The following is a 19,260-nucleotide window of genomic DNA, read 5'->3' on the forward strand; positions in this document are numbered from 1 at the left end:
TTCAACTAAGATAACGTAACCTCGTTCCCTCTATTTAAGAAGAATAACAATGACACAGCCTTTTTTATTTCATCCACAGACTCATGATGGGGTGGTGCGCGTCAAAGATAAGCTAACCATTACTTTGTTTGCTGAAGCAAAAGATTATGAGTCGGTAAGTCTTCGTCATGAGCCTGACAATGAAGAATACATAGTCACTATGTCTAAAGTGGGCACGAAAGGACGACTTGATATTTGGCAGGCGACGCTTCCTCTTAGTGAAGATAAAGATGTTACTTACTACGTGTTTAAAGCTCTAACGCAAACGGAGCAGTACTGGTTAGATGCCCGCGGTGTTCAAAAACGTATGCCCGGGAGAGAGTACCATTTTAAGTACAATCGCTGTCATCAGCCCCCAAGTTGGGTAGCAGAGCAAGTTTTCTACCAAATCTTCCCTGAACGTTTTTGCAACGGTGACACAGACTTAGCGGTGGAAACGGGTGAATATCAATACCCTGCTCGGAATAGACAGTCTGTGAAAAAACAGTGGGGAGAAAGTGTTGGTACTCATGGTGATACTGGCGCAGTAGAATTCTTCGGTGGTGACCTAGCGGGCATCGAAAGTAAACTCGACTATCTTCAAGATTTAGGTATCACTACGCTTTATCTGAATCCAATATTCACGTCATACTCTAACCATAAATACGATACCGTTGATTACTACTCAATTGATCCAAAATTTGGCACTAATGAACAATTTGCCCAATTGACGGATAAGCTTCATCAACGAGGCTTGAAAGTGGTGCTAGATGCAGTACTCAATCACACATCCATCTCACATTCATGGTTCGATATCCTTAGTCAAGGCAATGGAGCTTATACATCGCAAGATAGCCCATATCGTGATTACTACTTTTTTGAAGCTGATTCAGATAGGTACGTCGGTTGGAAAGGGATTGACACGTTACCAGTATTGAATTTCCACAACCAAGAAGTATGCAACCAGATCTATCTGGATGAAAGCTCAGTCATCAAGTACTGGCTAAAGCCCCCATATAATATCGATGGCTGGCGTTTTGATGTGATTCATATGTTAGGTGAAGGAGAGGGAGCAACCAATAATGCGCATTATGTGAAAGCATTCCGTGATTCGATGAAGTCGGTGAACCCAGATTCTTATATGCTCGGAGAGCATTTCTTTGAGGCGACTCAATGGCTACAGGGTGATCAAGAAGATGGGGCGATGAACTATTATGGATTCGCGCATCCAGTTAGGGCTTTGCTAGCAAGCAAGGACATTCAATTTGATCCAATTAACATTGACTGCCATGACTTTCTTGAGTGGCTTCAGGAAGCAAGTGCAAAGGTTCCATGGAACAACCAGCTGTCACAGCTCAACCAGTTAGATAGCCATGATACTGAACGCTTTATTACAACACTTAGTGGCGACAAAGCGAAGTTTGCTATCGCGAACCAACTATTGATGTCTTATGTGGGGACGCCATGTTTGTATTACGGTGCCGAGATTGCTCTAGAGGGCTCGCACGACCCAGACAACCGTCGTTGTTTCCCTTGGGAAAAGGTTGAGCACAGTGAATGGCTACCGTACTTTAAAAAGATAATTGCCATTCGTCGGAGCTCGAAGGCACTGCAAAAAGGTAACTTTATGCCTTTGTATGTTGATGAGGATTGTTTGGTGTTCGCTCGCCAACTCGATAGCGATGTGGTGCTAAGTGGATTCAATCTAGGAAAACAGTCTAACCAAGTAGAATTGCCCGTATGGAAGCTGGGGATTGAACAGGGAGCGTTTCGTTGTCCAATTACCGAGAAGATGATCTCTGCTAACAAAGGAATGCTCACCGTCTCGATAGAAGGCGAACATTCACTGCTTCTAACCCTTTAGCCTGAGTAAACTACTGTGGCAATGTCTCAAGTACTTTGTCACGGTAGTTCTGTATATGCTCAACGATAGGTGCAGCCTTATTGAAGGTGCGGATTTCTCGGAACAACTCGTTCGCTTGAGGATATTGCTGACGAAGATACGAGAACCATTGTTTTACTCGGTTAGGGTAGTACAGTCCTTTGTCGCCTTTGATTTCATAAGTCGAATAGACCAGCAACAAATCAACCACGTCTTGCCATGGCATCACGGTGTGGTTATGTTTCACTACATTGCCGAGGTTAGGGACATTAAACGCGCCACGGCAGACCATGAGTGAATCAACACCGGTAGTTTCTATACAGCGTTGACCATCTTCAAAGTTCCAGATTTCACCGTTGGCAATTAAGGGAACTGATGTTTTCTTGCGGATCTCATTGATATATTCCCACTTGATCTCGCTTGCCTTATAGCCACCAGTTTTGGTTCTAGCATGAACGGTTAACTCGTTGGCTCCAGCTTGCTCTATCGCATCGACAATCTCAAAGCAATCATCCGGGTTTTCCCAACCTAGGCGGATTTTCGCTGTCACCGGGATATTGCGGTCAACAGCTTCACGACACGCTTTAACGACGTTATGAATAAGCTCTGGATGTTGCAGTAGGGCAGCGCCCCCTTTGCTTTTGTTAACCAGTTTTGCGGGGCAACCAAAATTAAGGTCGATACCTTTAGCGCCAAGGCTCGCCGCTCTTACCGCATTTTCTGCCATCCAGCGAGGGTCTTGACCCAGTAATTGAATATGAACGGGTGTACCGGATTTGGTCATTGAACCTTGCGCTAACTCAGGGCACAGTCGGTGGAATACGTGATCGGGTAGGGTTTGGTCAACGACACGAACAAACTCAGTCACACAGAGGTCGTAATCGTTGATCTCTGTAAGAATCTCTCGCATTAGATGATCTAAAACGCCCTCCATTGGGCCCAAAACAACACGCATACCAGTTCTCACTATACTCAGGGAGCGGGGATTCTACCTGTTATATGGTAAAGAATCGACCATTGAGTTCAGCGACGTAGCCAAATATACTTGCTGCAAATTTTTAAGATAAAAGATCAACGTATGAAATTCATCGAGCTACCTGCTGATTGGACAGGTGAGTCTAGTGCATTTATTGAAGGCGCAATCTTGGCGGCAAACTTTGCTGTCGAACCATTAAAGCCGGAAAGCTGGTTAGCTAATGTGGTCGGCGACTATTCGGCTGAGCAAGAAGCGTGGATTGTAGAGCATCTAAATGCTCAATACGCCCAATTGAAGACCGCTCAGTACCATCTTACGGATTTTATTGGCAGTAATACTGAGCAGTTAGCAGACGTAGCCGAAGGGTTTATGACTGTGTGGCTTACTGTTGAACAGCAATGGATTAATAAGCAGTTTGCAGATGGCACGCAGCGCATGCTTCAAGCGCTGTTAACTACGTTTATGCTGGCTATTGATGAAGAGCAGACGCATAACGAAATGCGTCAAGCAGGGTATGAACAGCTACCACAACTAACGGAATTTCTACCACAGTTAGATGCGATGATACACGAAGTAGGTATGGCGGCTGATGAAATGATGATTGGACATCAATCTCAAACCGTTAACCCGTTTAAAGACGTGGGCCGTAATGACACTTGTCCTTGTGGTAGTGGCAAAAAGTTCAAGAAGTGCTGTGGTCAGTAATCGCTTACAACCATAAGAAACAAAGCCTCCAATTTGGAGGCTTTGTTTTATCAATTAGTTACCGAAAAGCGTTACTGAAAACCACGTGCTCTGGATCCAGACAGTTTCGCGCTTTGGGAGATAATGATGATGGCCAGTGCAACTAAGTTACCTGCAAAGATAATCACCAGCCATTGCGGCATTGATAGTGTCAGGAACTGCCAGACGACTTTAGAACAGTCACCGTAGGCTTCAAATAACCAAGGAGCCCATTGATTTAAAGGTGCCCAATCTGGGAAGGTGACGAACAAATCACAGGTCTTGAATGGTGATGGATTGAACTGATAGTCCACGTGTTCAAGCGCCAATGTTAATCCTTTGATTGCCGAAGCACCCCAAGCACCAAATCCAATCCAACGCATTACCGTATTTTTCGGATTGATCATACCTATTAGCGCAGCACCGGTAATACCAAACATGGCAACCCGTTCATAAATACACATCACGCATGGACCAAGCTGCATAACATGTTGGAAGAATAAGGCACAAAGCTCGAAGAAAATGGTGCAGATAAAAAGCAGGCCCCAAGACAAACGAGTTTTGGAAAATGCTTTGATGTTGGAAAGAACCGTCACTGATACGTCCTTGTTGAAATAAAAAAGCTCTGAATACTCAGAGCTTTTTAACGCGGATTAGTTTCACAATCAACTAAAAATTAGTGCCCAGATGAGACACTCGCCTCAATTACCTTACCTGTGGCTTCGGTAATCCAGCCTAGATCGTAGAATATCGCTGTCATTGGCTCTAAGAGATAAACAATACCAAATAAGCCGACCAAAGCGAGAACGATAGTGTATGGCAGGGCCATGACCACCATCTTGCCATAAGACAAACGAATAAGTGGTGCCAAAGCAGATGTGAGCAGGAATAAGAAGGCTGCTTGTCCGTTCGGTGTTGCTACTGAAGGTAGGTTAGTACCTGTGTTAATAGCGACGGCCAATAAGTCAAACTGCGCTCGGTCAATGACACCCTCGACCAATGCTGTTTTCACTTCGTTAATATATACCGTACCAACGAAGACGTTATCAGATACCATCGACAACAGACCGTTCGCAACATAGAACAGCGCCAACTGAGTACCTTTGTCTTCGATATGCAGCACAGCATCAATGATTGGCTTGAATAGCCCTTGGTCAATAATTACAGCAACAATTGAGAAGAACACTGCAAGTAGTGCCGTGAATGGTAGTGCCTCTTCAAACGCTTTACCCATTGAGTGCTCTTCAATAACACCGGTAAAAGACGTGGCAAGAATAATCACAGACAGGCCAATAAGACCGACAGCGGCCAAGTGCATTGCAAGAGCAACAATCAACCAAACTGCGATAGCGCCTTGAATCCAAAGTTTAGCAACATCTTGTTTAGTACGTGTTTTACGTTCTTCGCGGTCGAAATCAACAAGGATTTGACGAACGTTGTCTGGTAGCTTGGCTCCATAGCCAAATACCTTGAATTTCTCAACAAGTGCACAAGTAATAAGGCCACAAACGAATACTGGCGCAGTAACTGGCAGCATTCGCATGATGAACTCACCGAACAGCCAACCTGCTTGATCGGCAATAATCAGGTTCTGTGGCTCACCAACCATGGTCATTACGCCACCCAGTGCGGTACCAACACCAGCGTGCATAAGTAGCGAGCGTAAGAACGCGCGGTAATCTTCTAAGTCATCACGAGTTAGTTCAGATAAGTGTTCATCTTGAGTATGGTCATGAGAAGAACTGCTAGGTTGACCAGACGCGACTTTGTGATAAATCGAGTAGAAACCTACAGCTACGCTGATAACAACAGCGATAACGGTCAGAGCATCTAGGAACGCAGACAGAAAAGCGGCTGCGAAACAGAATGCGAGAGACAACATTGTTTTAGAGCGGATACCGAGAAGTATTTTGGTAAAGATGAACAGCAAAAGCTGCTTCATAAAGTAAATACCGGCAACCATAAACACTAAAAGCAATAGAACTTCAATGTTGTTGACGATTTCATGCTTCACCATACCCGGGCTGGTCATCCCAATTGCAACGGCTTCGATTGCAAGTAGGCCACCAGGCTGTAACGGGTAGCATTTTAGCGCCATAGCAAGCGTGAAAATGAACTCAATGACCAACAGCCAACCAGCGGTAAACGGGTCAATGAAGAAGAAAACGATAGGGTTGATAATTAGGAAAGCGATGATCGCTACTTTATACCAATCGGGAGCCTTACCAAGAAAGTTCTTGATAAAAGCATTTCCTAAAGACATCGGCATAGTAATACTCTTATGTTGTTATTAATCGACAAATGCAAGGGTACGAGAGTATTTGAGAGGGCTTCCAAAATATCTAACTTAAAAAACTTAGTAAACGAACAATGCTTACATGGAGTGGAGATCATTGTTCACTTGCCAAGTCCCTCAGTTGCTAAGCACTCCTTGCTTCGCCCGAAACTCTACTCTTCGGTAAGATATAGTCAACAAAAATTACAAATTCAGATTGGTAAATTTCTACTTTTTGTTAAAAACGCGATCTATGTGTAATAAGCAAAACATAGACCTATACAATAGTTGCGTTTTTAGCCTCTAGGTGGCTGACCACCTAAAACATGACTCATGGATAGTATTCGAAACATAGCCTTCAAAAAAGTATGTTTTTTAGCGTGATTTGCGCCTAATACTCGATAAAAACGTATTGATTAGTTTTGGCTATGATAGGTTGAATAACCATAATCTATAAGGGGTTTGAGGTTAATAGAACATTAATAAATATGTAATACTTATGCCTCGTACCTATAAATGGTTATGCTGAGAAAATTGTTAAAATGGAGTATTTGCTCTATTTTGGTATTGTTACAGATATAAGTAGTGTAGGTTTACCAAATTCTCGAAGTAGTGGTATGATGAGTTCTATACACGAATAAATAAAATGATTGGATACACCCCATAATGGTAATTAAGGCGAAGAGCCCAGCAGGGTTCGCTGAAAAGTATATTATTGAGAGCATCTGGAATGGCCGTTTTCCTCCTGGCTCCATTCTTCCAGCTGAACGAGAGCTATCTGAACTAATTGGGGTAACAAGAACCACGCTTCGAGAAGTGCTACAGCGCCTAGCAAGAGATGGTTGGTTGACGATCCAACATGGCAAGCCAACAAAAGTGAACCAATTTATGGAGACGTCTGGTCTTCATATCCTAGATACGCTGATGACTCTTGATGCGGATAACGCGACTTCTATCGTAGAAGATTTGTTAGCAGCGAGAACGAACATCAGCCCAATCTTTATGCGCTATGCGTTTAAAGCTAATAAAGAGAATTCTGAGCGCACGATTGAAGGTGTGATTGATTCTTGTGAGAGTCTGTTGAAAGCGGAGTCGTGGGACGAGTTTGTCGCTTCTTCCCCATACGCTGACAAGATCAAACAGAACGTAAAAGATGAAGGTGAGAAAGATGAAGCTAAGCGCCAAGCTATGCTGGTGGCTCGCACTTTCAACTTCTATGATTACATGCTTTTCCAACGCCTCGCATTCCATTCTGGGAACCAGATCTATGGTTTGATCTTTAACGGTCTTAAGAAGCTTTATGATCGTGTAGGTAGCTACTACTTCTCGAATCCAGAAGCACGTGCGTTGGCTCTGAACTTCTATAAAGAGCTTCTAGATGTTTGCCAAACGGGTAATAGAGACAAATTACCATTGGTTATTCGTCACTATGGTATTGAGAGTAGTCAGATCTGGAATCAGATGAAGACCACTCTTCCGACGGATTTTACCGAAGACGACAGTTAAAAATGAAAAGGCCACAATCGTGGCCTTTTTTGTGAGTGCAAGTCTGGCTTCAGACGATGACCGAATTGGGAATCGGCTGGTATAGTTCTTCTGCTAGCTCTTTAATGATGCCATCGTAGTTGGTGAATATAAGTTCAGAGAGCTCCGACGTGAGCTGATACATAAATTCTTTATCGAGCTCGGCTTTCGGATGGTCAATCAACGCTTCTATTTTTCCTATGGCAGTGCTGTACATAGGAGAAGGAATAGACAGCGGACCAACTAAGCTAAGTTGGTTAACCTTGCGATGGATTTGATTGCAGTAATGCAAGGCGCGTTGTTTGCCGAGCTCAGAGTCAATGCTATCAATACAAAGTCTTAACTGAGTTAGGCAATCAAGCGAGTCAATAACACTTTGCCATAGAGTACGATACTCTTGTTCTAAGTCCTCTCTTTCCACAGCCATCAACCAAGCAACCAGAATGTCATCAATCAGCAGTAATGTCTGGCGGATGAGCTTGCCATGTACAATTTGGTTTTTGTTGACGCTGTGTTTCTTCCAAGAACGACTTAACAGCTTAATATTGCTGTGCAGCACACGGTACATAGGCTTGTTGTCGAAGTGAGCAATGTCAGTCAATGCAAGACAGCACTCTTCCATTGCGACTTCAATTTTCTCCAGCTGCTTATTCTTCTTCTGCTCAAACATCAATGTGTAGTGAGTAGCGGTGCGGTGCTGTCTGGCTAATGTGACTAACTCACGTAAATGAACGATGAGTTGATATTTACGCTCAGTTTTTGCCTCGGTGACTTTGGCATATCGATAGATTGCTGCAAGTATGGCTAAAGATAGAAGTAGAGACAGTAATACAAACATAACGACCTCCTTTGTCGAACAATATCTACTGTCTATGTCTCAGCAAGCTCAATGCCAATTGATTATCCCATTGAAAACAATGGCTTATATATTAGTCAATCAATGGGAATGCGACTAATTGGTGCAAATGCACATTTTGTGTGAATTCTGTCACAAAAAAAAGCCAGCACGAAGGCTGGCTTTTAGTCATAAAAGAGTCGGTTACATCACTCGCATACCTGGTTGAGCGCCTTCATGCGGTTCAAGTATCCAAAGATCGCTGCCACCTGGTCCTGCAGCCAAGATCATGCCTTCAGACATGCCAAACTTCATCTTACGAGGTTTTAGGTTTGCAACCATCACGGTTAGCTTACCCTCAAGCTCTTCTGGCTTGTACGCGGACTTAATTCCTGAGAATACTTGACGTGTTTCACCACCAATATCAAGCTGGAATTTCAATAGCTTGTTTGCTTTTGGCACTTCTTCGCAGGAGATGATACGAGCAATGCGCATGTCAACTTTAGCAAAAGCATCAAACTCGATCTCTTCTGCAATTGGGTCTTTGCTTAGTTCAGTTTCAGTCTTAGCCGCTTCCGCTTTTTCCTTCGCAGCTTGCTCTGCCGCTGCGTCTTCTTTAGACGCTTCGATCATTGCTTCTACTTTCTTAGGATCAATACGGTTGAACAGAGCCTTGAACTTAGTGATCTCATGAGCAGTGAGTGGCTGCGCAATGCCATCCCATGATAGCTCTTCGTTTAGGAAAGCTTCAGTGCGAGCAGCAAGAGCAGGCATTACAGGCTTGAGATAAGTCATCAGCACACGGAACAAGTTTATACCAACAGAGCAGATATCTTGTAGCTCTTGGTCTTTGCCTTCTTCTTTCGCGACAACCCATGGTGCTTTTTCATCAACATATTGGTTTGCTTTGTCAGCAAGTGCGGTGATTTCACGAATTGCACGACCAAATTCGCGAGCTTCATACAACTCAGCAATGCGATCAGCAGCGGCTATAAATTCATTGTATAGCTCAGGCTCAGCGAAGTTTTCAGAAAGTTTGCCTTCGAAACGCTTAGTAATGAAACCTGCATTACGTGAAGCCAAGTTAACAATCTTATTCACCACATCGGCATTTACACGTTGCGTAAAGTCTTCAAGGTTAAGGTCAAGATCGTCGATACGGCTGTTCAGTTTTGCAGCGTAGTAGTAACGTAGACATTCTGGGTCTAGGTGGTCAAGGTAAGTGCTTGCTTTCACAAATGTACCTTTAGACTTAGACATTTTCGCGCCGTTAACCGTTACGTAGCCGTGAACGAATACGTTGTTTGGTTTGCGGAAACCAGAACCTTCAAGCATTGCAGGCCAGAACAAGCTGTGGAAGTAAACAATGTCTTTACCAATGAAGTGGTAAAGCTCAGTGCTACTGTCTTTGTTCCAGTACTCTTCAAAGTCTAAGTCGTCGCGCTTGTCACATAGGTTTTTGAATGAACCCATATAACCGATAGGTGCATCTAGCCACACGTAGAAGAACTTGTTTTTTTCGCCAGGGATTTCGAAACCGAAATACGGTGCATCGCGAGAGATGTCCCACTGTTGTAGACCAGATTCAAACCACTCTTGCATCTTGTTTGCAGTTTCAGTCTGAAGTGAGCCAGATCGAGTCCACTCTTTCAACATGCTTTCAAATTGAGGCAAGTCGAAGAAGAAGTGCTCAGAATCCTTCATGATTGGTGTTGCACCGGATACCGCAGACTTAGGGTTGATAAGTTCTGTTGGGCTATATGTTTCACCACAGTTGTCGCAGTTATCACCGTATTGGTCTTCAGACTTACACTTAGGGCAAGTACCTTTAACAAAACGGTCTGGGAGGAACATCTCTTTCTCTGGGTCAAACAACTGAGAAATAGTGCGGCTAGAAATAAAGCCGTTCTTTTTCAATTCCAGATAGATGTGAGATGCAAGCTCGCGGTTCTCTTCTGAGTGCGTGCTGTGGTAGTTATCAAAACTGATATCGAAGCCAGCGAAATCTTTTTGGTGCTCTTCGCTAACTGCAGCGATCATTTCTTCTGGCGAGATCCCCATCTGCTGAGCTTTCAGCATGATTGGTGTGCCGTGAGCGTCATCAGCACAAATGAAGTTTACTACGTTGCCACGTAGACGTTGGTAGCGCACCCAGATATCCGCTTGGATATGCTCAAGCATATGTCCTAAGTGAATAGAACCGTTAGCGTACGGTAGCGCGCAAGTGACCAACAGTTTCCTTGAGTTAAGGTTTCTTGGATCGGTTGCCATACTTTAGTTTCGCTTTCTTTATTCAGAGTAAAATATTCGCTAATACTACATGATGACTGCCATGACTCCAAGGTATCCAGAGTCAATCCCCATAACTTTTTTGGGGTTCTGGTTCTGGCGACGTAATGCTAATCTTAACAGGACTAAAAAATAATAAGGAAAGCAAGATGCGCACGTTCGAATCAAAACAAGATTTTTGCCAGTGGCTCGGGGAGTTTCACGGGGAAAACCTAAAACTGGGTTGGAGCGAGTCACCGGATGTAGTGTCTGTATCGGCATCTGGTGAATTTCAGATTACGTTGCCTTTCGCTAATCAATCACTGATTTCAGAGCTGACGACTTGGATTAAAACGCAGCAACAATCAAACCAAGTGGCAGCATTTGAGTTTTCTGTATCAAGCCAAGTGAAAGCACTAGAAACTACGGTGGCGTCAGAAATCAAAGGCGTGAAGAACGTTATAGCGGTCACGTCCGCAAAAGGAGGGGTCGGGAAATCGACAACAGCGGTCAACCTAGCGCTTGCCATCAGTAAGCTTGGGGCGAAGGTAGGTATTCTTGATGCCGACGTCTATGGACCATCTATTCCGATGATGTTTGGGCAAATCAATGCGCATCCCGAAGTCCGCGACGGAAAGTGGATGCAACCAATTGCGGCGCACGGCATTTATACTCAATCTATCGGTTACCTTATTAGCTCTGATGATGCGGCGATTTGGCGCGGTCCGATGGCATCCAAAGCGTTAGCTCAGCTGCTTAATGAAACCGAATGGCCAGAACTTGATTATCTGGTGATTGATATGCCGCCAGGTACTGGTGATATCCAACTTACCCTGTCTCAACAGATCCCGGTGACTGGCGCATTGATTGTCACCACCCCACAAGACTTAGCGCTAGCAGATGCTATCAAAGGTGCCGCTATGTTTGAAAAAGTGTCTGTTCCTGTGGTGGGTATCGTCGAAAATATGAGTTATCACATTTGTAGCCAATGTGGCTCGAAAGAACATATTTTTGGCGCAGGTGGTGCTGAATGGATGGCTTCGAAATTCGGTCTTAACCTGCTGGGCCAAGTTCCGCTTCATATTGATATTCGAGAATCCATTGATAATGGTGCGCCAACTGTGGTGTCCAATCCAGAGGGAGAGCATGCTCAGATCTACACACAATTGGCTGAAAGAGTATGTGCAGACCTGTATTGGAATGGAAAAGCGAAACCGGAATCCATCTTGTTTAAAATGGTGGAATAACGGAGAAACCGAGCTAGTTGTGAGCTCGGTTTCTTATTGCCTTCTACTTTGTAAAATGAAGTAATCGATTGCAATTTCCTATTTCTTGAGCGAGGGCAAAATTGGGCATCAAATAAGTGAGATCTCGACTAGTATCTAAGGGTTGATGTCCATATAATTACCCGGTTTTGTCCTCACCACCATATATGTACTAGGTGCAAAGAATGTCTGATAATAATCAATGTGTCATCGTAGGTATCGCTGGCGCTTCTGCTTCCGGAAAAAGCCTCATTGCGAGCACAATCTATAACGAACTTCGCGAGAAGGTAGGCGACCATCAAATCGGAGTGATCACGGAAGATTGTTACTACAATGACCAAGGTCATTTGAGTATGGAAGAGCGTGTAAAAACGAACTACGACCACCCAAGTGCACTGGATCATGACTTGCTTTGCAACCATCTTGAAAAGCTGATTCAAGGCGAAGCGGTAGAAGTGCCAGAATATAGCTACTCCGAACACACTCGCACTGATAACACTACGTCGATGACACCAAAGAAAGTCATCATCCTTGAAGGTATTCTTCTTCTGACTGATCCTCGTCTTCGCAAGCTAATGCATGCGACGGTATTTATGGATACTCCGCTTGATATCTGCCTACTGCGTCGCGTTAAACGTGATGTTGAAGAGCGCGGACGTACCATGGAATCCGTTCTTCAGCAGTACCAAAAAACGGTTCGTCCTATGTTTATGCAGTTTATTGAGCCGTCAAAACAGTACGCTGATATTATCGTTCCACGTGGCGGTAAAAACCGTATTGCGATCGATGTACTCAAAGCACACATCGCAAAGCTGTTAAAAGCGTAATCCTTACAATATTCGGATTGAATTCTTACGTTATAAGTAACCAAACTGTTCTATACTGAACGGGTGCACGTATAACGTTTAAATTGCTTTATTTTTTAATAGATTAGTGGCACTTTATGTGCCACTTTTTGTTTTCCGCTTTGCAAGGAAGATGCGAATGAAAAAACTACTCCTTATCTTGGCGATCCCGATTGTGCTTATCGTCGTCGCTATCGCCGCCTTGGTGATGTTTGTAAACCCTAATCAGTTCAAACCTATGATAACTGAGCAGGTTCAGGCACAAACTGGTCTAGAACTTGAAATAAGCGGTGATATCAGTTGGCAGTTCTTCCCTTCACTTGGATTTGAACTTGGTCAAACAAATCTTAAGAATCCTCAGGGCTTTAAGAATCCCAATCTATTCAGTGTCAGCCAAGTGGGCGTGAGTGTTGGGGTGATGCCTCTGCTCGATAAAACCCTAGAAATTGGTTCTGTGACTCTTGATGGTGCGCAAGTTCACTTAGAAACATTAAAAGACGGAACGTCTAACTTGGACGCGTTGACTGCGGCTAGCAAAGAGGCTGAATCTGCAACCCCAGCCGATAAGGCAACGACCGAGCCTGAGGCTACGTCGTCCGCGTCTGCCGCACAAGGTTGGAGCATTTCACTTTCTGGTGTGACGGTGTCCAATGCGTTACTTGAGATTTCTAACGAAGAAACAGGGTCATTTACCAAGCTTTATGATGTCGGTTTAAATATTTCTCAGTTCGCAGCGGACCAATGGACTACAGCCGACTTTGATTTGAAAGGTCAAAACAACGACCAAAGTTTTACTGCTAAAGGTACTGCGGACTTTAAGTTGAGCAAGGACTTTGCTGAGTACGCACTGAAAAACATCAAGTTCGATGCTACATACCAAGACGCGGTTAATAATGTTGAGCAAGCTCAGCTTACGGTAGCGACATTCGAATTTGATAAACCAAACAGTATCGAGTTTGCGGTTAAAGGTAAAACGCCAGATCTTAGTTTCGATGCCAAAGGTGGTACATCATTTGAAATTGATAAAGCGATGACCATGCTTAAACTAAGCGCGTTGACACTTGACTCTACCTTAGAGGGTAAACCACTACCTCAGTCTCCAATGAAAGTGGGAATGTCATCAGATCTTAGCTTTGATCTTAAGAAGAACTTCTTGAACTTTGTGCTTCAAAAACTATCACTCAACAAAATGGAGCTAGATGGGAAGGCGACGGTTCAATTGGCTGCTATTCCGAAAGTCCGCTTCTCACTGCATAGCTCTAATATTGACCTTGATGAGTTTTTAGGACTAAACCAAACTCAGACCGGCAACAAAACAGCCAAGACTGGTGGCCAGCCAAGCGCTTCTTCAGACAACTCGGCGCCTGTGAAAGAGGTAGAACCTGACTTAAGTGCACTTAAAGGCTTGGATGTAAAAGGCAGTGTAACGATTGATAAGTTTAAAGCGGTTAATGCCCACATGCAGAAAGTAAAAGCCGACTTTTATGTTAATCGTGGCGTCGCAGAACTCACGTCATTTAGTTCTCAGCTGTATAGCGGCTCAATTACAGCAAAAGCAAAACTGGATGCGCGTAAATCACCAGCATCTTATAGTGCCGTGAAGCGCATTAAAGGCGTAAAAGTACAACCGCTTCTAAAAGATGTTGCCAACAACGACATGCTCGAAGGTACCGGTAATATCGATGTGAATGTTACAGGTAAGAGCTTAACCCCAACGGGTATTAAGAAGAATCTAGCGGGTACGGTGAAGATCAATTTTGCTGATGGTGCCGTCAATGGTATCAACGTTGCGCAGATTATCAGAGAAAATTACGCTCGCTTTAAGGGTCAGTCTGTTGAAGCCGAAAAAGGGCCTAAGAAAACTGACTTTAGTGCGATGAAAGCCACACTCAAGCTAGCCAAAGGTGTCGTATCTACCAAAGATATGTCAGCAGAATCGCCGCTACTGCGTATTCAAGGTGAAGGCTCTGCGAATTACATTAATGAGACGGTCGACTTTTTGGTGCGCACTTCTATCGTAGGGACACTAGAAGGGCAAGGTGGTCAAAGCATTACTGAGCTGCGTGATGTTACGATTCCAATCAAAGTGACCGGCGCTTGGACTGAGCCTAAGTTTGCTCTTGTGTTTGACGATGTGTTGAAACAGAAAGCTCAAAAAGAAGTAGAACGCGCGACTGAGCGTCTTGGTATTAAAGATGAAAAGACCAAGAAAGCCGTCGATGGGCTACTAAAAGGGCTGTTTAACTAAGCTAGCCAGCTACAAGTAAAGTCAATGCCAGCGTATATGACGCTGGCATTTTTCGTATTGGCGAACAAATTACGTTAGAGATTTTGCTACCAATGGTAGTCGAGATCTTGTTCTTCAGGCTCTTCAACTGCTAGAAGCTGCCATGACTCTATGAGTGCTGCGGCAGTGGCCATGGTGATGTTTTTGTATAGGTTGTGAGTAGCATGGGCAGGCAAGCCGTCATGTTGCAGAGTAATCGAATAGCTACTCTTCTCTTGGCTATTTTCGATATTTTGCCAGTCTTGCTTCAGCTGTTTGATGGGTTGAGTTGAACTTTGGCCAAGTATAAATCGGTGTTCGCTACTACCAATCCATAGGATCAAACGACCACTTTCCATGAAACTCTCCTTGTTATTATAATGTTGTGTTTGTGTTAATTTAAACAATTATAACGACAGTTTCACGCCAAGTTGGTTGCCTGGTTGTACCTAAATGGGGTGACAGGGTGTTGTTGCTAGGAGAGGAGTCAGTAAGAGTTAAAGCGAGGGTAACAGATTCAAAGCGCTAACAAGCTAACACTTTAAACTGCTACCCTAAAGGCAGTTTTACTTGGCGTTAAAGCGCAATGAAAATGCCCGCTAAACAAGCACTCATCAGGTTGGCTAACGTACCGGCTAGCACGGCTTTAAGGCCCAGGCTTGCCACGTCAGAGCGGCGCTCCGGTGACATTACACCAATAGACCCTAGCTGAATGGCAATAGAGCCAATGTTGGCGAAACCGCAAAGAGCGAATATAACGATAACTTGGCTGTGCTCCGATAAGCTAGCTTGATGCTGAATGAAGTCGATGAAAGCAACAAATTCGTTCATGACTACCTTTTGGCCGATAAATGACCCTGCCATCAGCATCTCACTTTGATCGACACCAATAAGCCAAGCTACTGGAGCAAAGAGGTAACCGAATAGCAGTTGTAATGTGATTCCTTGCGCACCAAACAGCTCCGCTATGGATTCAATAGCGGCGTTAGCCATCGCAATAACACTAACAAAAGCGATAAGCATCGTACCCACTGCGACCGCAACTTTTACTCCGTTCATGGCCCCCGCTGCTAAGGCATCGATCACATTACTTTGATCGCCAGTATCTAAGTCGACAGAGTCATGAGCTACCGGAGTTTGTTGCTCAGGCACGATAAGCTTAGCCATCATTAAGGATCCTGGCGCAGCCATAAAACTTGCGGCGATTAAGTACTTTAGCTCTACGCCTAACCCGGCATAGCCACCAAGAACACTCCCGGCCACAGACGCCATTCCGCCCGCCATGACTGCGAACAGTTCCGAGCGTGTCATAGTTGCAAGGAAAGGACGAATAAGCAGTGGGGACTCACCTTGTGACAGGAAAATGTTGCCGGTTGCCACCAACGATTCCGCTTTGCTTGTTCCTAAGAACTTCTGAATTAAACCACCGAGTACGCGGATAACCGCTTGCATGATGCCAAGGTAGTAAAGTGCCGAAATAAGAGCGCTAATAACGATGATGATAGGAAGAACACGGATGGCAAAAATAAAGCCTTCAGAAGCTAAATCACCAAATAGAAATTGAATACCAACGTCGGAGAAGCTCAGTACTTTGGCAACACCAGAACTCATTGCGCCAAGAACATGTTGACCAAAAGGAATGTAAAGAACAAAAGCAGCAAACAATGTTTGAAGGAGGAGTGCGCGTAATACGGTATTCCAGTTAATTGCTTTACGGTTTTCGGAGAAAATAAAACCGATAGTTAACAGCGAGATAATGCCTACAAAACCAAACAGGATAGTCATTAACATTGGGTCACCTCACCGTAGCTTAGACAGTTAAGCATGGAATACGATGACCAAGAGGAAACAGCGGAAAGCTGAGGAAACCACTGATTGTGGTAACTGAAGATAAATTTGCCCATTTTTATACCCTTTACAAGCGTGGAGATTGCAGCTGGTCCAAATCCTTGGGTCGTTCACAGTTCCTTGGTGACGGCTTGTATTGGTGTATAGCTAGAAGATTACGCAACAATGCGAAGTGCCCTAACAAACGGGAGGGCAGTATACAGTAAAAAATGAGACTTACATCTCATTTTTTACTCTTTTGGTTCGATTGGCTAGAACATCACCAATCGACACCTTTTAGCGCTTTTACGCCTGATTCGAAGGCGTGTTTGACATTTTTAACCTCTGAAACGGTATCTGCAATGTCTATGAGCGTTCGGTGAGCACCGCGACCGGTGATAATGACAGACTGCATTTTTGGTCTGTTGGTTAACGCTTCTACCACTTCTTCCAAATCGATATAGCCGTAGCTCACCATGTAGGTCAGTTCGTCAAATAGAACCACATCAAGTGATTCGTCTTTAAGCATGCGTTTACATTCTTGCCAAACTAACTGAGCTGCTTCCGTGTCAGCGGTTTTGTTTTGGGTCTCCCAAGTAAAGCCTGTTGCCATCACTTGAAACTCAACACCTAACTTCTCGAGTAGGTTACGTTCGCCGTTATCCCATGTTCCTTTGATAAACTGAGCAACCGCGCACTGCTTTCCATGACCAACGGCTCGAGCAATGGTACCAAAGCCAGATGTTGACTTGCCCTTACCGTTTCCGGTGATGACTAACAACAAACCTTTTTCTTCTTGAGCGTTGGCGATCTTTTTATCTACGTTTTCTTTTACTTTCTGTTGTCGTGCTTTATGACGATCCTGTTTTTGCTCTTCGGAGAGTGACATGGTGATTCCTTATGTTTAGCTGCTAGTCCTCTGTGTTCGGTATATGATAATGAAATAGAAACAGAAAAAAACAAGACAAAGTTCAGGGGTAATAGGATGAAAAAGATATTGGTGGTATGCATGGGCAATATTTGTCGCTCGCCAACGGGCGAAGCGGTATTACGCTCTAGAGCAGCGAATCAAGGGGTTGAGGTCCTTATCGATTCAGCAGGGACGATTGGCTACCATCACGGTGACGCCCCTGATAAGCGAGCGCAAGCCGCTGGCGAAGCTCGTGGTTACTCGTTTTCGGGAATAAAAGCGCGACAAGTGACAGATGAAGACTTTGAGATCTTTGACATGATTCTAGCCGCAGATAAGGATAACTTGGCCGACCTTAAACAACGTTGTCCTCAACATCTCAAGTACAAACTTTCGTTGTTTCTTAGCCATGGCTCTTCATCCTATAGTGAGATCCCAGACCCTTACTATGGAGGGGAGCAGGGCTTTGAGTTGGTGTTGGATCTCATTGAAGAAGCGGCCGATGCAGTGTTAGCTAAAGTCTAATGGCAAAAAAACGCAGCATAGCTGCGTTTTTAGAATGATCAATATTAAGGATTTATTTACTCATTTCACCACGTAGCACTTCTAACATTTGGGCTTTGACTTCTTCGTAGCCCAAGTTTTGGCTAAGTAGATAGTGTAGCTTGGCTAGAGCCGCTTCTGGGGTCATGTCAAAACCACTGATAACACCGGCATCGGCTAGGGCACAGCCAGTGGCATAACCGCCCATATTGACTTTACCTGCTAGACATTGGGTAAGGTTAACCACAATCACGCCACGTTCAGAAGCTTCTTTTAGGTGCGCGAGAAGCTCAGGGTTTTGTGGCGCATTACCAACACCGAAAGTGAGCAATATCATAGCGTTAACAGGTTGAAGTAGCGTGTTACGAATCACTTCATGTGAGATACCTGGGTACATAGTAATGACCCCAATAGGCTGTGGTGTAATGTCGTGTACTTTAAACTTGCCCTCAGGCATTTTGTTCAGTTCTACACCACTACCTAACTGAATATTGATACCCGCTTCTAAAATCGGCGACATGTTTGGAGACGTAAACGCGTTGAAACCATCGGCGTGAGATTTGGTACTGCGGTTACCACGCATCAGTTGATTATTGAAGAACAGTGTGACTTCGTTAATCGGATAGTTAGCCGCAATGTGCAGTGCATTCAAAAGGTTAGCTTGTCCATCAGAACGTAGTTCCGCTAAAGGAATCTGTGATCCGGTGACAATGACTGGCTTACCTAGATTTTCTAGCATAAACGATAGTGCCGATGCGGTATACGCCATCGTATCGGTGCCATGCAGAATAACGAAGCCATCATAGTTGTCGTAGTTATCACGAATATCGTCAGCAATCTGTTGCCAATCTGCAGGTGTCATGTCTGAAGAGTCAATCAACGGCTCGTATTCGTGAATAGTAAACTCTGGCATTTCAGGGCGATGGAATTCCGGCATACTAGCCAGTTGCTTTTCCATAAAACCGGCGACGGGAATATAGCCGTGATCGGACTTTTGCATGCCGATGGTGCCGCCAGTGTACGCAATATAGATGTGTTTTCTTGTCATGCCAGGGATCGCTTTATTATCAAGGGGAACAGATGCAGGCGATTATAACCAAAAC

16 protein-coding genes are annotated in these 19,260 nt (G+C 44.3%); 7 read left to right on the forward strand and 9 right to left on the reverse strand.

What is annotated here, in order from left to right:
* Positions 1-49 precede the first annotated feature (49 nt).
* Positions 50-1,882, forward strand: a complete 1,833-nt coding sequence (gene malZ / locus HW45_RS20975; protein WP_038229443.1) for a maltodextrin glucosidase — start codon at positions 50-52, stop codon at positions 1,880-1,882.
* A 10-nt stretch (positions 1,883-1,892) separates the two neighbouring features.
* Here malZ and dusC read toward each other — a convergent pair whose 3' ends face one another.
* Positions 1,893-2,855 carry a tRNA dihydrouridine(16) synthase DusC gene (dusC, locus tag HW45_RS20980; protein ID WP_038229445.1) on the reverse strand — a complete coding sequence of 321 codons (963 nt, stop codon included), beginning with the start codon at positions 2,853-2,855 and terminating at the stop codon, positions 1,893-1,895.
* A gap of 123 nt (positions 2,856-2,978) precedes the next feature.
* On the opposite strand from dusC, the gene HW45_RS20985 reads away from it, so the two are divergent.
* Positions 2,979-3,581: a YecA family protein gene (locus tag HW45_RS20985; RefSeq protein WP_038229447.1), complete on the forward strand. Its 603-nt coding sequence runs from the start codon at positions 2,979-2,981 to the stop codon at positions 3,579-3,581.
* Between the two features lie 71 nt (positions 3,582-3,652).
* Here HW45_RS20985 and dsbB read toward each other — a convergent pair whose 3' ends face one another.
* Together dsbB and nhaB are read right to left on the reverse strand one after the other, a co-directional pair.
* Complete coding sequence (dsbB, locus tag HW45_RS20990) at positions 3,653-4,195, reverse strand: disulfide bond formation protein DsbB (RefSeq protein WP_006070038.1); 543 nt, start codon at positions 4,193-4,195, stop codon at positions 3,653-3,655.
* An 80-nt stretch (positions 4,196-4,275) separates the two neighbouring features.
* A complete protein-coding gene (gene nhaB / locus HW45_RS20995; protein WP_038229448.1) occupies positions 4,276-5,868 on the reverse strand; it encodes a Na(+)/H(+) antiporter NhaB in 1,593 nt (530 codons plus the stop codon).
* Between the two features lie 672 nt (positions 5,869-6,540).
* Between nhaB and fadR the strand changes: the two genes are divergently transcribed.
* Positions 6,541-7,380 (forward strand): fatty acid metabolism transcriptional regulator FadR, encoded by an 840-nt coding sequence (gene fadR, locus HW45_RS21000; protein WP_006070040.1) that lies wholly within the window; start codon positions 6,541-6,543, stop codon positions 7,378-7,380.
* Positions 7,381-7,429: 49 nt separating this feature from the next.
* Here fadR and HW45_RS21005 read toward each other — a convergent pair whose 3' ends face one another.
* Together HW45_RS21005 and metG are read right to left on the reverse strand one after the other, a co-directional pair.
* Positions 7,430-8,236 carry a hypothetical protein gene (locus HW45_RS21005; protein WP_038229449.1) on the reverse strand — a complete coding sequence of 269 codons (807 nt, stop codon included), beginning with the start codon at positions 8,234-8,236 and terminating at the stop codon, positions 7,430-7,432.
* A 201-nt stretch (positions 8,237-8,437) separates the two neighbouring features.
* Complete coding sequence (metG, locus tag HW45_RS21010) at positions 8,438-10,504, reverse strand: methionine--tRNA ligase (protein ID WP_038229451.1); 2,067 nt, start codon at positions 10,502-10,504, stop codon at positions 8,438-8,440.
* 167 nt (positions 10,505-10,671) lie between these two features.
* Between metG and apbC the strand changes: the two genes are divergently transcribed.
* The 3 genes from apbC (at position 10,672) to HW45_RS21025 (ending at position 14,859) form a co-directional block, all read left to right on the forward strand.
* On the forward strand, positions 10,672-11,748 hold the full coding sequence (apbC, locus tag HW45_RS21015) for an iron-sulfur cluster carrier protein ApbC (RefSeq protein ID WP_006070043.1): 1,077 nt from the start codon (positions 10,672-10,674) through the stop codon (positions 11,746-11,748).
* 203 nt (positions 11,749-11,951) lie between these two features.
* Positions 11,952-12,593, forward strand: a complete 642-nt coding sequence (udk, locus tag HW45_RS21020; RefSeq protein ID WP_038229453.1) for a uridine kinase — start codon at positions 11,952-11,954, stop codon at positions 12,591-12,593.
* A gap of 157 nt (positions 12,594-12,750) precedes the next feature.
* Complete coding sequence (locus HW45_RS21025; protein WP_038229455.1) at positions 12,751-14,859, forward strand: AsmA family protein; 2,109 nt, start codon at positions 12,751-12,753, stop codon at positions 14,857-14,859.
* 86 nt (positions 14,860-14,945) lie between these two features.
* On the opposite strand, the gene HW45_RS21030 is transcribed toward HW45_RS21025, so the two are convergent.
* The 3 genes from HW45_RS21030 to cobO all read right to left on the reverse strand — a co-directional run bounded on the left by HW45_RS21030 (position 14,946) and on the right by cobO (position 17,593).
* Positions 14,946-15,236 (reverse strand): hypothetical protein, encoded by a 291-nt coding sequence (locus HW45_RS21030; protein ID WP_038229457.1) that lies wholly within the window; start codon positions 15,234-15,236, stop codon positions 14,946-14,948.
* 217 nt (positions 15,237-15,453) lie between these two features.
* Positions 15,454-16,662, reverse strand: coding sequence for a NupC/NupG family nucleoside CNT transporter (locus HW45_RS21035; RefSeq protein WP_038229686.1), 1,209 nt, complete (start codon positions 16,660-16,662; stop codon positions 15,454-15,456).
* 322 nt (positions 16,663-16,984) lie between these two features.
* A complete protein-coding gene (cobO, locus tag HW45_RS21040) occupies positions 16,985-17,593 on the reverse strand; it encodes a cob(I)yrinic acid a,c-diamide adenosyltransferase (RefSeq protein WP_038229460.1) in 609 nt (202 codons plus the stop codon).
* A gap of 96 nt (positions 17,594-17,689) precedes the next feature.
* Between cobO and HW45_RS21045 the strand changes: the two genes are divergently transcribed.
* Positions 17,690-18,139 carry a low molecular weight protein-tyrosine-phosphatase gene (locus HW45_RS21045; RefSeq protein WP_006070049.1) on the forward strand — a complete coding sequence of 150 codons (450 nt, stop codon included), beginning with the start codon at positions 17,690-17,692 and terminating at the stop codon, positions 18,137-18,139.
* Positions 18,140-18,191: 52 nt separating this feature from the next.
* Here HW45_RS21045 and ansA read toward each other — a convergent pair whose 3' ends face one another.
* On the reverse strand, positions 18,192-19,205 hold the full coding sequence (ansA, locus tag HW45_RS21050; RefSeq protein ID WP_038229467.1) for an asparaginase: 1,014 nt from the start codon (positions 19,203-19,205) through the stop codon (positions 18,192-18,194).
* Positions 19,206-19,260 lie beyond the last annotated feature (55 nt).

Origin of the sequence: Vibrio sp. ER1A (assembly GCF_000733315.1) — a bacterium.
GTDB lineage: Bacteria > Pseudomonadota > Gammaproteobacteria > Enterobacterales > Vibrionaceae > Vibrio > Vibrio mediterranei.